Annotated in this window: 13 protein-coding genes; 8 read left to right on the forward strand and 5 right to left on the reverse strand. The window is 42.8% G+C overall.

All coding sequences use genetic code 11. The annotated features are described in order from the left end of the window. The first annotated feature begins 61 nt into the window (after positions 1-61). From K7887_RS04150 to K7887_RS04175, 6 genes are read left to right on the forward strand one after another with little or no spacing between them, the layout of a single operon-like run. On the forward strand, positions 62-865 hold the full coding sequence (locus K7887_RS04150; RefSeq protein ID WP_399209663.1) for a carbohydrate ABC transporter permease: 804 nt from the start codon (positions 62-64) through the stop codon (positions 863-865). 9 nt (positions 866-874) lie between these two features. Further along, positions 875-1,984 carry an ABC transporter ATP-binding protein gene (locus K7887_RS04155; protein WP_223492325.1) on the forward strand — a complete coding sequence of 370 codons (1,110 nt, stop codon included), beginning with the start codon at positions 875-877 and terminating at the stop codon, positions 1,982-1,984. Positions 1,985-2,033: 49 nt separating this feature from the next. Next, the gene (locus K7887_RS04160) at positions 2,034-2,708 is read left to right on the forward strand and encodes a hypothetical protein (protein WP_223492326.1); all 675 of its coding nucleotides are present in this window, start codon (positions 2,034-2,036) and stop codon (positions 2,706-2,708) included. Between the two features lie 9 nt (positions 2,709-2,717). Then, positions 2,718-3,878, forward strand: a complete 1,161-nt coding sequence (locus tag K7887_RS04165) for an exo-beta-N-acetylmuramidase NamZ family protein (RefSeq protein WP_223492327.1) — start codon at positions 2,718-2,720, stop codon at positions 3,876-3,878. A 16-nt stretch (positions 3,879-3,894) separates the two neighbouring features. Next, the gene (gene nagZ / locus K7887_RS04170; protein ID WP_223492328.1) at positions 3,895-5,499 is read left to right on the forward strand and encodes a beta-N-acetylhexosaminidase; all 1,605 of its coding nucleotides are present in this window, start codon (positions 3,895-3,897) and stop codon (positions 5,497-5,499) included. 2 nt (positions 5,500-5,501) lie between these two features. Then, complete coding sequence (locus tag K7887_RS04175; RefSeq protein WP_223492329.1) at positions 5,502-6,683, forward strand: anhydro-N-acetylmuramic acid kinase; 1,182 nt, start codon at positions 5,502-5,504, stop codon at positions 6,681-6,683. Between the two features lie 191 nt (positions 6,684-6,874). Here the strand turns inward: K7887_RS04175 and K7887_RS04180 are convergent, their stop codons facing one another. From K7887_RS04180 to K7887_RS04200, 5 genes are all read right to left on the reverse strand, one after another. After that, positions 6,875-7,084: a hypothetical protein gene (locus tag K7887_RS04180; RefSeq protein ID WP_223492330.1), complete on the reverse strand. Its 210-nt coding sequence runs from the start codon at positions 7,082-7,084 to the stop codon at positions 6,875-6,877. A gap of 93 nt (positions 7,085-7,177) precedes the next feature. Next, positions 7,178-8,518 carry a (Fe-S)-binding protein gene (locus K7887_RS04185; RefSeq protein ID WP_223492331.1) on the reverse strand — a complete coding sequence of 447 codons (1,341 nt, stop codon included), beginning with the start codon at positions 8,516-8,518 and terminating at the stop codon, positions 7,178-7,180. Beyond that, a complete protein-coding gene (gene glcD, locus K7887_RS04190; protein ID WP_223492332.1) occupies positions 8,515-9,927 on the reverse strand; it encodes a glycolate oxidase subunit GlcD in 1,413 nt (470 codons plus the stop codon). Before glcD ends, K7887_RS04185 begins: the two co-directional genes overlap by 4 nt. Positions 9,928-10,024: 97 nt before the next feature. Continuing rightward, entirely contained in the window at positions 10,025-11,143 is a 1,119-nt protein-coding gene (locus K7887_RS04195; RefSeq protein WP_223492333.1) for a CdaR family transcriptional regulator, read from the reverse strand. An 88-nt stretch (positions 11,144-11,231) separates the two neighbouring features. Then, positions 11,232-11,654: a pyridoxamine 5'-phosphate oxidase family protein gene (locus tag K7887_RS04200; protein WP_223492334.1), complete on the reverse strand. Its 423-nt coding sequence runs from the start codon at positions 11,652-11,654 to the stop codon at positions 11,232-11,234. Between the two features lie 169 nt (positions 11,655-11,823). Between K7887_RS04200 and cax the strand changes: the two genes are divergently transcribed. Beyond that, the gene (gene cax, locus K7887_RS04205) at positions 11,824-12,861 is read left to right on the forward strand and encodes a calcium/proton exchanger (protein WP_399209665.1); all 1,038 of its coding nucleotides are present in this window, start codon (positions 11,824-11,826) and stop codon (positions 12,859-12,861) included. Positions 12,862-13,191: 330 nt separating this feature from the next. Next, positions 13,192-13,800, forward strand: a complete 609-nt coding sequence (locus tag K7887_RS04210) for a YczE/YyaS/YitT family protein (protein ID WP_223492336.1) — start codon at positions 13,192-13,194, stop codon at positions 13,798-13,800. Positions 13,801-13,933 lie beyond the last annotated feature (133 nt).

Genomic DNA, 13,933 nt, shown 5'->3' on the forward strand with positions numbered 1-13,933 from the left:
TTATGCAGAAATAGCCTTGAAAAAAGAAAAAGCAAGAAATCGCAAAAAGAAGATTTATAGTGTGATCAGTTACAGCATTCTGATTTTATGGGTAATTATCACCATCATCCCTCTATATTGGATGTTAATTTCCTCTTTCCGGGATACCACTGTCAGTGTCTCATTCAAACCTGAATGGTTCCCTTCCGAAGTGACACTTGCGACATATATTCGATTTTTGACAGAAACCGATGCACTACGTTGGTTATTTAATAGTATTTTCGTATCATCCGTCTTAACGTTATCAAATGTAATTTTCTCTTCTCTAGCAGGGTACGCATTTGCGAAACTACGATTCCCTGGAAGAAACACTATTTTCTGGTTACTGCTTGGTACGATGATGATACCAGCGCAGGTAACATTAATTCCGGTCTACATCATGATCGTAAACGTATTCGGGTTAGTAGATACATATTTAGCCATTATGCTCCCGATGTTTACAGTAGTGGGCAACATCTTCTTGATGAAACAGTATATGTCTACACTTCCCACCACTCTCATTCAAGCTGCCCGTATTGACGGGTGCAGTGAGATTGGCATATTCAGAAAGATTATATTACCGATATCTAAGCCCGGTGTGGCGGTGTTAGCAATTTTCACGTTTGTGTCTACCTGGAATGAATTCTTTTGGCCGTTCCTTGTTACGCAATCCAGTTCCATGAGAACGATACAAGTTGGATTGGCTAGCTTTAAATTCCAAGATGCAACAGACTATGGAGCAATGATGGCAGGATCCATGCTTGCTGCATTGCCAATGTTCATATTGTTCTTTGCATTACAGCGTTACTTCTTACAAGGAATTACAATAGGTGCAGTGAAAGGATAGGTGGAAGAAATGGCAAGTATCATTATGGAAAACATCACAAAAACCTTCGTGGACGAAAAGCGTGGCGGAACCTTCACTGCTGTAAATGATGCCAGCTTTGAGATAAAAGATAAAGAATTTCTTGTATTTGTAGGACCATCCGGATGTGGAAAGACGACTTCCCTCCGCATGATCGCAGGACTTGAAAGACAAACTTCAGGAAACATTTACATTGGAGATAAAGTAGTAAACAATATGCACCCAAAAGATAGAGATATCGCGATGGTGTTCCAGGATTATGCGCTATACCCGCATATGACGATTGAACAGAACCTTGAATTTGGATTAAAGAATATGAAGGTGTCCAAAGAAGAAATTAAAAAGAAAGTTCAATATGCTTCCAGAATCCTTGGGCTTGATGAGATGCTTGATAGAAAACCAAAAGAATTGAGTGGGGGACAACGCCAGCGTGTTGCCGTTGGAAGGGCGATTGTCCGTGATCCGAAAGTGTTCCTTTTTGACGAACCTTTATCCAATTTGGATGCCAAGTTACGCGTGCAAATGCGTATCGAGTTAGCAGAATTGCATCAGAGATTAGGGGCAACAATTGTATATGTTACACATGATCAGGTGGAAGCAATGACACTTGGAGAACGAATTGTGGTCATGAATAAAGGTGAAGTACAACAGATAGCTTCACCGAGAGAATTATACCGAAACCCTGCAAACATGTTTGTTGCGGGATTCATCGGTTCACCGCCAATGAACTTTTTCGATGCAGTTCTTGAAACGGCCTCTACATTAAGAATCGGTGATATTTCCTTCACTATTCCAGAAGGACTTGTTAAACAATATTCAGATTATGTTGGCAAAAAAGTTATCTTGGGTTTACGACCGGAAGATATTTATGACGAAGAGTTTGCGTTCACCGTTCCAACCAATAATAAAACGGCCATCAAGGTAAAGGCGATGGAACATTTAGGTGGAGAGAACCTTGTGTATTTCTCGATTGGCGATCGAATGATTACGGCGAAAGTACATGGTGAGAGTTTTGTCCGTCCTGGGGAAGCGAAAAACTATGTATTCAACCTGGATAAAATGCATCTGTTTAATCCTGCAACAGAGAAAAGAATATTTTAATAGACATTAGCGAATACAACCAAGAAAAGATTTTAAAGGAGAGAGTGTAATGGATGGATTAACACAAATTATAAGAGTCACAGGGAGAGAGTATTACAAACATATAGTTTCTATGGTCATGATCAGCCTTATAATGGTGACGGTACTTAGTCCATCCTTCTTTCTTATTAAACTGCCATTTTCTATTGTATACGTCATGATTGTAATGGGGCCTTTACTTGTTGGGGCCGCGTGGGCGGTTCAGCAGTTATTGCTTGATAGAAGCACATCTGTGATTAAAAGTTTCTTTCAGGGGGTAAAACGATATTTTCTTCCAAGTATCGGATACAGCTTATTTTTATCCTTTTTTGTCATCATCATTGCTGCTTCTTGGTGGCATTATAATCAAGTGGGTGGAACGTTTGCCTTTGCATTAGCATGCTTTCAGACGTATTTCTGCGGAATGGTTTTCTTAAGTCAGATTTATACCGTTCCTTTATTGGTGAAATTTGAGTATTCATTAAAGGATAGTATCTTCACCAGTGTAAAACTTTTGGTGAAAAATCCGTTGTATACCATTCTATCGTTCTTCCAAATCTTATCGGTCTTTGCTTTATTGTTATTAACTGTCGTGGGCCTTTTCATTATTTTCCCTGCCCTTGCGACACTTTTCAATAATATTGTGACTAGTACCGTCATTGCTACAGAAGAAAACATCGATAGTTGGGAAACGGCAAATATTTAGGAGGGAAACATGGCCAAAGTATTATATGGAATCGATCGTTTTGTGGATGAAAAACCAAGTATATGGAGTGGGAAACGAATTGCCCTTGTTACGAATCAAACAGGTATCACTTCTGATTTCCGCTCTACTATCGACGTGTTGAATGAAATGGAAGGAATAACCCTTCATAAACTATTTGCCTGTGAACATGGAGTAAGAGGAGATGTTCAGGCAGGTGTGCATGTAGAAGATTTTATCGATGAAAAGACAGGATTGCCTGTTTTTAGCTTATACGGACCATCCAAAAAGGTATCTACAGAGTTGTTAGAAGATGTAGATGCCATTTTTTTTGATATTCAAGATGTTGGAGTAAGATTTTATACATATTTAGCTACAGTTAAGTACATCATGGAGGCTTGTCAGCAGACTAGAACGGCATTTGTGGTAATGGACCGTCCCAATCCCATTGCACCACTTACGTCAGGGAATATCCTGGAGTCTGAGTTTGTCTCTTTTGTCGGTCCTTATTCCCTGCCTGTTTGTCTTGGTTTGACGATAGGGGAATATGCAAGGCTGATTCAAAAGGAGTTATATCCGGAAGTGGAGTTGCTTGTGTACGAGGTGAAGAATTGGGACCGGAGCATGTGGGGCGATCAATGGCAGCAGCAATGGATTCCGCCATCCCCAAACATTCCGCACTTTTCCACCACTTTGTATTATCCCGTTACATGCTTTATCGAAGGAACGAACCTTTCAGAAGGAAGAGGCACGACCAAACCGTTTGAGTGGATTGGTGCGCCATGGTTTAAGCCGGAAGAGATGATCAAGCATTTTGCTGATAAAAATATTGATGGTGTGGAGCTTATTCCCGCTTATTTTACACCAAACATGAGTAAGCACGCTGATGAACTTTGTAAGGGAGTTCAACTGTTGATTACAGATCGGCACTCTTTACAAGTATCCAAAGCCGCCTATGAATTCTTGCATTCTATCTTTTCCGTTCATGAAGAGGCGGAGTGGCTAGAACCTTTTAAAGAAGGGATGCACCCTTTTGCCGACCTATTATGGGGAACGGAAAAAGTTCGGATGGCAATTGACTCTCGTGTGCCGTATGAAGTTGCAGCAGACAGTTGGGACAAAGGATTAGATGACTGGCAGAAACGAATAGATTCGATATTACTATATGACTGATAGAGGAGGACTTGGGATGAAGACAATTCACGAGATGACATTGCACGAAAAAGTAGGTCAATTGTTTGTTGCGGGATTTCACGGTACTGCCCCTTCTGGGGAGATAGTGAAACTAATAAAAGATTATCACATTAGTGGAGTCATTTATTTTGCACGAAATGTGGAGGACCCTAAACAGCTTCATGCGCTTACAAAAGAATTGCAAAAAGCTGCCAAGGATGCGGGAACAGCTCCACTTTTCATCTCCATTGATCAAGAGGGAGGAATGGTTGCCCGGATAACAGAGGGTGTGACGTTAAGCCCGGGGAACATGGCACTCGGCGCAGGAGGTAATGAAGAGACAGTTTACCAGCTAGGAAAAGTAGTGGGGACAGAACTCCGCTTGCTTGGAATAAACATGAATTACGCGCCATGCATCGATGTGAACAACAATCCTTTGAACCCTGTCATCGGTGTTCGTTCTTATGGCGAGAGTGCAGAGTTTGTTGCAAGGATGGGTGTTCAGAGTGTGAATGGATTGCAGGATGCCAATGTATCTGCAGTTGTAAAACATTTTCCCGGGCATGGAGATACTAGTGTGGACTCACATTTAGACCTTCCGGTGGTTCATCATGATTTAGAGAGATTAAAAGAGTTGGAACTGGTTCCATTTTATGAAGCGTTTAAGCATGGAGTGGACGCTGTCATGGTCGCACATGTGGCATTTCCTTCTATAGATCCAGAGAAAGTTCCTTCGACTTTGTCCCGTAAGGTTGTATCGGAATTACTACGTGGAGAAATGGGCTATGAGGGTGTGGTTGTGACCGATTGCATGGAGATGAATGCCATTATTGATTACTATGGCATAGAAGAAGCTGCTATCCTGGCAGTCGAAGCGGGAATCGATCAAGTCCTTATCAGTCATACATTTGAGCGCCAGACAAGGGCGATAGAAGCGGTGATAAAAGCAGTTGAATCGGGCCGCATCTCATTGCAGCAAATTGACGCAGCGGTGGAGAGGGTTCTTAATTTGAAGGAAGTACGTAATCTTCAAGAAAACAGCGCTGAATGGACGGATTGTAAAAGTGAAATCGGCTCTGTTAAACATACAGAACTTGCGCAAAAAGCAAGTGAGGCGAGCATCACGTTTGTAAAGGAAAGGGAAGGACTACTTCCACTTCAGTCAGAAGAGCAGATTCTACTGATATCTGTAGATCCATATGTCACTTCAGGAGCAGATGATACATTATATTCAGAGGTCACCATTGGTAGTTTCTTAGAGGAAAAGTTGCCAAATCTAACTGAAGTCATCGTTTCTGTTACTCCAGAGGATGAAGTGGTGGAAAAGTTGATTTTAGCAGCTTCTGGTGTGGATAAAATAATGGTTGCGACATATCAAGCCGTTCAGCACGATTCCCAGGCGGATCTTGTTCGGAAACTTGTTAAGGAATATGGGGATAAAGTAGGCGTCATTGCGTTGAGAAGTCCTTATGATGTGGTTAAGTTCCCAGAGGTATCCACTTATATTCTTACGTATGAAAGCAGGAAGCTAGCCCTTCAATCGGTTAGCAAATTCCTCTTAGGTGAAATAGAAGCAAAGGGGAAGCTGCCTATCACACTTGGAACAGCAAAGGTAAATTAACGATGTTTCAAACACTAATAAACGTAACAAGTAAACCAGAGCGAATCGGAATCGGCATCATGTCTGGAACATCTGTAGATGGTGTGGATGTTGCTATCATTTCTGTGAAAAGCAGCGGTGAAGAGCTGAGTTATCAACAACTTGCCTTTGATACGGTGGATATACCTCAAGACTTGAGAAAGAAGATTTTTAAACAGTTTAACCCTGCTGAGAGCTCTGTGGATAAACTGTGCAGTCTTAATTTTGAACTCGGCCAACTGTTTGCTTCAGCCGCTCGCTCTGTTGTGGAAAATGCAAGCTTGCGCGTGGAAGATATTGACTTCATTGGGTCCCATGGTCAAACAATCTATCATATCCCTGTAAATCAGCAGGATATGTGCTTAGTAAAATCGACCATGCAGATTGGTGAAGCTTCCGTTCTTGCAGAGAAGTTTCAATGCCCTGTTGTTTCTGATTTCAGGGTGCGCGATATGGCTGCAGGTGGGGAAGGTGCACCATTAGTTCCTTATGTGGATCATTTGCTTTTCCGGTCGGATACGGAGAATATCGCCTTGCAGAACATTGGAGGAATTGGGAATGTGACCTATCTTCCTAAAGGTGGTTCTGCTTCTGATGTGATTGCTTTTGATACGGGACCGGGTAATATGATTATGGATGAGGCGATGAATATTCTGACGGAAGGTAAATTCCAGTTTGATAAAAACGGAGAGATGGCAGCTAAGGGTACGATCAACGAAGATATTTTAAAAGAGTTGATGGACCATCCTTACTTTACGTTACCTGTACCTAAAAGTACGGGGAGGGAGTTGTTTGGGGCTGCTTATACTAGGAAGCTAGTCGATAAAATGCTTGTGAAGGGACTTTCTTCCGAAGACATTTTGGCAACGGTCACGATGTTTACAGCTTTGACTATTGTAGATCAATTAGGTCGATTCCTGCCAGGTGGAGTAGACACTCTTGTGGTGAGTGGCGGAGGGGCTTATAATGCTACCCTTCTCCGTTTCTTGAAAGAGTTAGGTGGCTTTGTGGTGAAGACCCAAGAGGATTTGGGATTTTCCAGCGAGTCTAAAGAGGCGGTGGCGTTTGCTTTATTGGCAAATGAGACGTTGTTCGGTGTGCCGAATAATGTACCTACTGCTACTGGTGCGGCCAAGCAGGTGGTGCTTGGGAAAGTGACGATTTGAAAAATTGTGTAAAAGCAGTTGAGAGTTCACATATGAGATGAAGACCTCTCTGGCGTGAAAATCGAAGGGGAGAGGTCTTCATCTGAGTTATGAAGACCTCTCTTGCGTGAAAATCAAAGGGAAGAGGTCTTCATCGGGTTCATGAAGACCTCTCTTGCGTGAAAATCAAAAGAGAGAGGTCTTCATCCGAGCTATGAAGATTTCTCAAGTGTGAAAATCAAAAGGAGCGAGGTCTTCCCGCTCTCCGGTGACAGAAATCCCTCAATCGCTGAAGTTTTGTCATCGTTGCCGCTCTCCGGTGACAGAAATCCCTCAATCGTTGAAGTTTTGTCATCGTTGCCGCTCTCCGGTGACAGAAATCCCTCAATCGTTGAAGTTTTGTCATCGTTCAAGCTCTCCAATGACAAAACTCCCCCGTTCACTGCAGTTCTGTCATCTTAGCCATGAAATCTACTATTACGTGAAATCCAAAATGGGATTCAACGTTCCCAAAACTATTTACTACCTTCTAATTTCCCCTCCAACCCCTCTAATAAAAAGTCAGCAATATGAACGGCCCTCAGCACTCCGGTCAACCCTTCTCTCTCAATCCCAAGCTTCATCTGCAAAAGACACCCGGGATTTGCAGTCACGATGGTTGTCGCCATACTTTCGGCTACTTTCTCCATTTTATGGTCCAGGATCTGCATGGACATTTCGGACTCGACGATGTTGTAGATTCCCGCAGAGCCGCAACAACGATCGGCATCTTTCATCTCATAAAAGTCTGCACCACCTACGGCCTGCAATAACAACCTTGGCTGGAGAAATGTGCCCTGTACATTGCGAAGATGGCAGGAATCTTGATAGGTCACTCGTTGAGGTCGCACCGACAAAACTTTCTCATGAAACTTCAGTTCTACCAAAATAGCTGACATATCTTTGATTTTCTTTTTAAAGGAAAGGGCCCGTTCTGCCCACTCGGGATCATCTTTCAGGAGATGGTCGTAGTCAACAAGAAAGGCTCCGCACCCACCTGCATTGGTGATGATATAGTCCACTTCCAAGTCTTCAAACGCAGCGATATTCCGCTTTGCAAGCTCCTTGCCTTGATCCTTTTCCCCGCTATGTCCGTGAAGCGCCCCACAGCAATTCTGCTCCTTTGGTATGACAATTTCACAGCCTGCATGCTGCAAAAGCTTCATTGTGGCATCGTTTGTTTTAAGGAACATGGTATCCATCAAGCAACCGGAAAAAAATGCTACTCTTTTTTTCTTTGTTTCAAGTGCTGGCAAATTAGTAGGACGATCCTTCATTTCCCTCATGCTAGGAACTTTTGGGAGCACCCGTTCCATGCTTGCCATGCTGTCAGGTAACAATCTCAGCAAACCGGTGTGATGAACAGCGCTTTGAAGTCCCGACCGTTGATAGATTCCGAGAAAGTTTGTCATTATCCTCATACGATTTTGGTGAGGAAACAGCCCTTCAAAGACAGTTTTTCGCAAGACACGGACCGGAAGCGAGTGTTTTTTATTTTGATTGATGATGTCACGTGCCTCCTCGAGCAGGTGGCCATATTTTACGCCTGAAGGACAAACAGGCTCACAAGCTCTGCAGCCTAAGCACAGATCAAGAGTGCGCTCTACATCTTCATCAGGTTCTATCACCCCGTCGACCACTGCTTTCATTAAAGCGATTCGGCCCCGTGGGGATTGGGATTCTTTAAAACCTGACTCCACATAGGTGGGACATGATGGGAGACAGAAGCCGCAGCGCATACAGTTCAGCAGTTCATCTTCATCCATGCGACTTTTGAATTCGTCTTGAATGACTTGTTTTTCTTTTATTGAGGTCATTTTGACACCACCACCCGTTTTCTGGATTCCTTCGCAAAAATTTTGCCAGGATTCATGATGTTGTTCGGGTCGAATGCCAGTTTAATGGCCTTCATGGCTGCAATACCTTCTGCCCCTAGCTTCCACTCCAGGTAAGGTGCCTTCATCATTCCGACTCCGTGCTCGCCAGTGATGGTTCCGCCAAGCTCGATGGCCTTTGCAAAAATGTCTTCAAATGCCGCTTCGACACGTTCCATTTCTTCGTGGTCGCGAGCATCTGTCGCTACTGTTGGGTGAAGGTTGCCGTCCCCTGCATGCCCGAATGTACAGATTTTCACCTGATGCTTTACCGCAATCTCACTGATAGATTTTACCATCGTGGCAATTTCAGAGCGAGGGACCGTTGCATCCTCAAGAATCGTCGTTGGCTTCAGTCTTGCCAGTGCAGATAAAGCGGAGCGGCGGGCGGTACGCAATGCTTCTGCTTCCAGTTCCGATTGTGCCACTTGCACGGAAACAGCCTTTTCTGCCAGACAAATCTCCTGTATTTTTTGCATATCTCTTGCCACCACTTCAAGAGGACCGTCCTGTTCAATGAGAAGAACTGCCTGCACGTCTGTAGGGAGGCCTATTTTAGCGAAATCCTCGACAACCTCTAGGGTCGGTTGATCTAAAAATTCAAGTGTAGCAGGGATGATTTTATTGGAAATGATGGTGGAAACCGTTTTGGCTGCGGCCTCGATATCTTGATAGAGGGCAAGCATCGTCTGTTTCGTTTCCGGCATAGGTACAAGCTTCAACGTTGCTTCTGTAATGATGCAAAGCGTCCCCTCTGAACCGACAAATAGTCTCGTAAGGTCATAACCAGCAACATCCTTTGCAAGCTTGCCGCCCGTCCGGATGATATCCCCATTAGGCATAACCGCTTCTAGAGCCAAAACATAATCACGAGTAACTCCATATTTCAAGCCGCGCAATCCACCAGAATTTTCATTGATATTGCCGCCGATCGTGGAAATCTTCATAGAACTTGGATCTGGCGGATAAAATAAACCCTTCGCTTCAACAGCTTGAATCATATCAAGGGTTACAAGACCGGGCTGAACCGTGACTGTTAAGTTCTCTTCATCCAACTCAAGGAGTTTGTTCATATGGGTAAAAAGGAGTACGATACCGCCTTCTGTGGGACAGGTCCCTGCGCAGAGGTTGGTGCCAGATCCTCTAGGGACGAGCGGAATGCGGTGTTCGTTGCATAGCTTTACGATTTGAGAGACTTCTTCTGTGTTGTGGGGAACGATGATAGCATCCGGCATAGATTGATAATTCGGCGTAGCATCATAAGAATAGACAAGCTTTTCGGCCTTGCTGTCCCGATAATTTTCGGATCCGACAATATGGATAAATTGTTTTTTTAAACGTTCACTAATCATAAAAAAAACCTCCCAGTCTATAAAACATCTTATCTTTATTTTATAAGAAGGAAGAGGGGAACTCTATGTATATTTATCTAAAGTAAAAGGCGGTTAACTAGTGATTATTTGTAGAATCATCCAAAAGGATGCATGCAAGGTAAAGAGTGGTCAAATCATGTGGTTTTTTCAATTCTAAATCAGTTAACATCTCCACTTTACGCAAACGGTAATGCAAGGTATTTATATGAATGTGCATGGCTTTGGCCGTCTCTTTCAAGGATAAGTGGTGGGTAAAGTAGACTTGAATCGTCTCAAATAAGTCCTTCTCGGATATGACTGGAGAAAGGAGACGTTGAGCAAACTCCTTTTTCACCTCAACAGGGATTGCTTGCAATATCATTTCAAGGCGAAGTTCTTCTTCAAATGTAATTGGCACATCCATAGAACAGGCATTCAGCGCTCTTTCAGCCTCCAGATAGGAATCTTTTAACGAAGAAAAATTTCCTGCTTTTCCAATTCCCATAAAAACAGGTGCACCTATATAGCTTTGGAGTTGATCTTGGAATTTCGTCAGAAGCGTATGGAGAGCCTCCTTGCTTGAAATTCTACTGCTTGCGAGAAGTAAAATCATACGGTTCTGTCCCCATTGCACAAGAATATCTTCCTTCTTCAGCTCTACATCCAATTCGGAAAAATGCCATCTTTTTGTTTTCATGAGCGCTTCATCACTCTGAAACTCTATTAAAATAACTTGCCTGTTCACTTCTAGGTTTATACCTAGCACTTCAGCACGTTTTTTAATGGAAGTGGATGGTCCGTCCTTCAATAACCAATCAAACACAAATGTCTCAAGCGATCTTGCTTCCCACTCAAATTGATCCTGGTAATGATTTTCTTGGATCAATAGCTCTGTCATTTTCTTGATCAATTCCCCGTAAGGAAGCACTTTTTCTGGCGTTCCTGTAATGCCGATCACCCCAACAACTTTTTGCTGATGGAAGAGGGGAAGGGTGATGCCTGCTTTTACACCCGATAGAGTCGTTTCATCCACCTTAGAGATAATTCGCATTTGTTTATCCGAAGCCGCAAGATAAGCCCCTTCATGGAATTTACCAAGTCTATCAGGGTCTGTACTTGCAACGATGATTCCGGATGTATCGACGATAATTAAATCTTCTTCTATAAAATTTTTCACTTCTCGTATGATCTTTTTGGCAAGGGATGTTCGCAGCAAGGTGAGACCTCCTATAAAAAAAGCGGCCTAAAGGGAAGGGCCGCTTTCTAGTCGTTATATTTAACTTACCATAAGTATAAGAAGGCTTCTACTGCTGCTCCAACACTTCCGCCTCACTGCCTGCTTTTTCATAATACCGAATAACAGAAGGAGTCAGTTTTAGAAGCAAATATTCCGGATCGTCCGGACTTTTGATCCACTCCGACAGTTTTTCATCCCAGAATTTCTTTTTCAAATCTAGACTGTCCTCAAAGCTTGCTTCTGCCTCTATTTCTGCGTAAGGCTGCTTCCAACTTGTACCCTCCATGCCTAGAAGGATATGTACATGTGGGTTCGCTTTTATATCTTCAATTTTATGAGTGTGCTCGTTTGTTGCACAGTACAATACCAGATCTTCATTGAAGAATAGCATGAAACGGGAGTAAGGGCGGTCCCCTCTTATTGTAGCGAGCGTTCCGATTTTATGGTTGCTGAACATCGAAGTGATCTTGCTTTTTAAGTCGGTAGTCATCGTTATCCTCTACACCTTTCATTTAAAAGTACTCCCCGTTAATGTGGCATGTTTGACGAATTTTTAAACACTGTTGTCGTCAGGTTTCTACGATTAAAAGAATAGGTCAGGGATATGATAAGGGTAAAAGAAGAAAGCGGGTGTACACGTGTATAAATTTTTCCTTATTATGATTGCTATTGGTTTTCCTTTATCTGTCCTCGGGTCGCTGCTTCATTGGCCGGTTGTAATGATGTTCATTATATATAGTTTAACCATAGTTGCGCTTGCAAGCTATATGGGGCGGGCGACAGAGAGTATCGCAGTACATACGGGTCCAAGGGTGGGCGGCTTGATCAATGCGACCTTTGGAAATGCCGTGGAGTTGATTATTGCATTCTTTGCGCTTAAAGCGGGACTTATTACAGTAGTGCTTGCCTCACTTACAGGTTCAGTGCTCGGAAACCTATTACTCGTTATGGGCCTTTCGTTTTTTGTTGGAGGTTTAAAGTATAAGCGACAAAAGTTTAATGTGTTTGATGCTCGTCATAATTCGGGTTTGTTAGTTTTTGCGGTCCTTGTTGCGTTTGTTATTCCGGAAATTTTTGCACAGGAGATGGGGCCAAGTGATACATTTGCTCTCAGTGTGGGGATTTCGTTAATCCTGATTTTGCTCTATTTGGCGGCATTATTCTTCAAACTAGTGACTCATCGCGGGGTATATCAATCGTCCGAAACGGAGGGAGCGGCAGAAGAGCACGAAACAGCGGAGTGGGGGAAGAAAAAAGCTATCTTTATCCTTTTGTTGGCAACACTTGCAGTAGCGTATGTTTCGGAAAGCCTCGTTCATACATTTGAAGAGGTGGGTGAGGCATTTGGTTGGTCTGAATTGTTTATCGGGGTTATCATCGTTGCAATTGTCGGAAATGCGGCAGAGCATGCATCCGCCATTATTATGGCCTACAAAAATAAAATGGATATCGCAGTAGAGATTGCGGTTGGCTCTACCTTGCAAATTGCGATGTTTGTCGCACCAATACTCGTGCTGATTTCCATCTTTTTTGAACAGCAGATGGCATTGGTGTTCACGGTACCAGAGCTTATTTCAATGGTAACGGCCGTCCTGCTTGCGATTGTCATTTCGAACGACGGAGAGACCAACTGGTTTGAAGGGGCGACAATCCTTGCAGCATATTTGATCATGGGGATTGGATTCTTTCTTTTATAAGGCACAAAAAAAACTCTGTGCGGTAGGCTGCACAGAGTCCCAAAGCATGTAGGGCCAACCAATAACTTCTAAGTACCAAGGGGTTAAAGCTTTGAACTAAGGAATAAAAAGCTTTATATGTGCACTGTGTAGGTGTAAATCACTCCTTCACTCTAAGCTGATTTGGAGCTTTTAATCCCTCCTTCGTTTTTAGGTAATTATAGTATATAAACGTAATGTTAAAAATATTCTGATTTATTTAATCTTTTTTTTCTTTTTCATATTTTGATGATTCACGCTTACAATGATAAAGTAGGACAAGTGACAGTAAATTGTAGAGGAGTTATCAGATTGGTTATACGGACATTATTTTATTTAATTGGTCTTTTTGTCTTATCCTTCGGGATTAGTTTGACGATAAAATCAGATTTGGGGGCTGGCGCGTGGGATGCTCTTAACGTAGGTCTTTCCACCACATTTGGGCTGACGGTAGGGAGCTGGGTGTTTATTGTCGGGATTATCCTGATTGCGATTAATGCTTGGCTACATAAAAGCAAACCTGATTATCTGGCAGTTATTACGATTTTCCTTGTTGGGATTTTTATCGACTTTTGGTTGATACAGGTGTTCGGCACATGGATTCCAGTGGGGATGTTTTTCCGTTTTGTTGTCCTTTTAGCTGGAATGGTCATCATGGCAGTGGGGATATCGGCATATTTGCAAGCTAAGTTTCCTGTTATTCCAATTGACAACCTGATGCTTGGGATTCAAAATCGTTTTAAGGTCAAGATGATGACGGCAAAAACGATTGGGGAAGTGTTTGCCCTTATCTTCGCTCTTATTTTCAAAGGGCCGATTGGGATTGGTACATTTATCATCACATTTGGGATCGGACCATTAATTCAAATTTTCTACCCGCGTTTGGAAAACCTATATAAAAAATTACGACACGAGAGCTGAGATTAGCTTTCGTGTTTTTTATTTGGTAAAAAGTTTCACCTTTCATGGATAATCTGAAATCGCTTCGAAAAAGATAACAGTACATAGATTTCAAGACGATTGAAAGGAGTAATACACATCATGCGCATACTTC

Origin of the sequence: Sutcliffiella horikoshii (assembly GCF_019931755.1) — a bacterium.
GTDB lineage: Bacteria > Bacillota > Bacilli > Bacillales > Bacillaceae_I > Sutcliffiella_A > Sutcliffiella_A horikoshii_E.

Excerpts from the sequence above, each read along its gene's own strand:
- K7887_RS04155 (WP_223492325.1), top strand. The coding sequence starts at position 875 with ATGGCAAGTATCATTATGGAAAACATCACAAAAACCTTCGTGGACGAA.
- K7887_RS04160 (WP_223492326.1), top strand. The coding sequence starts at position 2,034 with ATGGATGGATTAACACAAATTATAAGAGTCACAGGGAGAGAGTATTAC.
- K7887_RS04165 (WP_223492327.1), top strand. The coding sequence starts at position 2,718 with ATGGCCAAAGTATTATATGGAATCGATCGTTTTGTGGATGAAAAACCA.
- nagZ (WP_223492328.1), top strand. The coding sequence starts at position 3,895 with ATGAAGACAATTCACGAGATGACATTGCACGAAAAAGTAGGTCAATTG.
- K7887_RS04175 (WP_223492329.1), top strand. The coding sequence starts at position 5,502 with ATGTTTCAAACACTAATAAACGTAACAAGTAAACCAGAGCGAATCGGA.
- K7887_RS04185 (WP_223492331.1), bottom strand. The coding sequence starts at position 8,518 with ATGACCTCAATAAAAGAAAAACAAGTCATTCAAGACGAATTCAAAAGT.
- glcD (WP_223492332.1), bottom strand. The coding sequence starts at position 9,927 with ATGATTAGTGAACGTTTAAAAAAACAATTTATCCATATTGTCGGATCC.
- K7887_RS04200 (WP_223492334.1), bottom strand. The coding sequence starts at position 11,654 with ATGACTACCGACTTAAAAAGCAAGATCACTTCGATGTTCAGCAACCAT.
- cax (WP_399209665.1), top strand. The coding sequence starts at position 11,824 with ATGATTGCTATTGGTTTTCCTTTATCTGTCCTCGGGTCGCTGCTTCAT.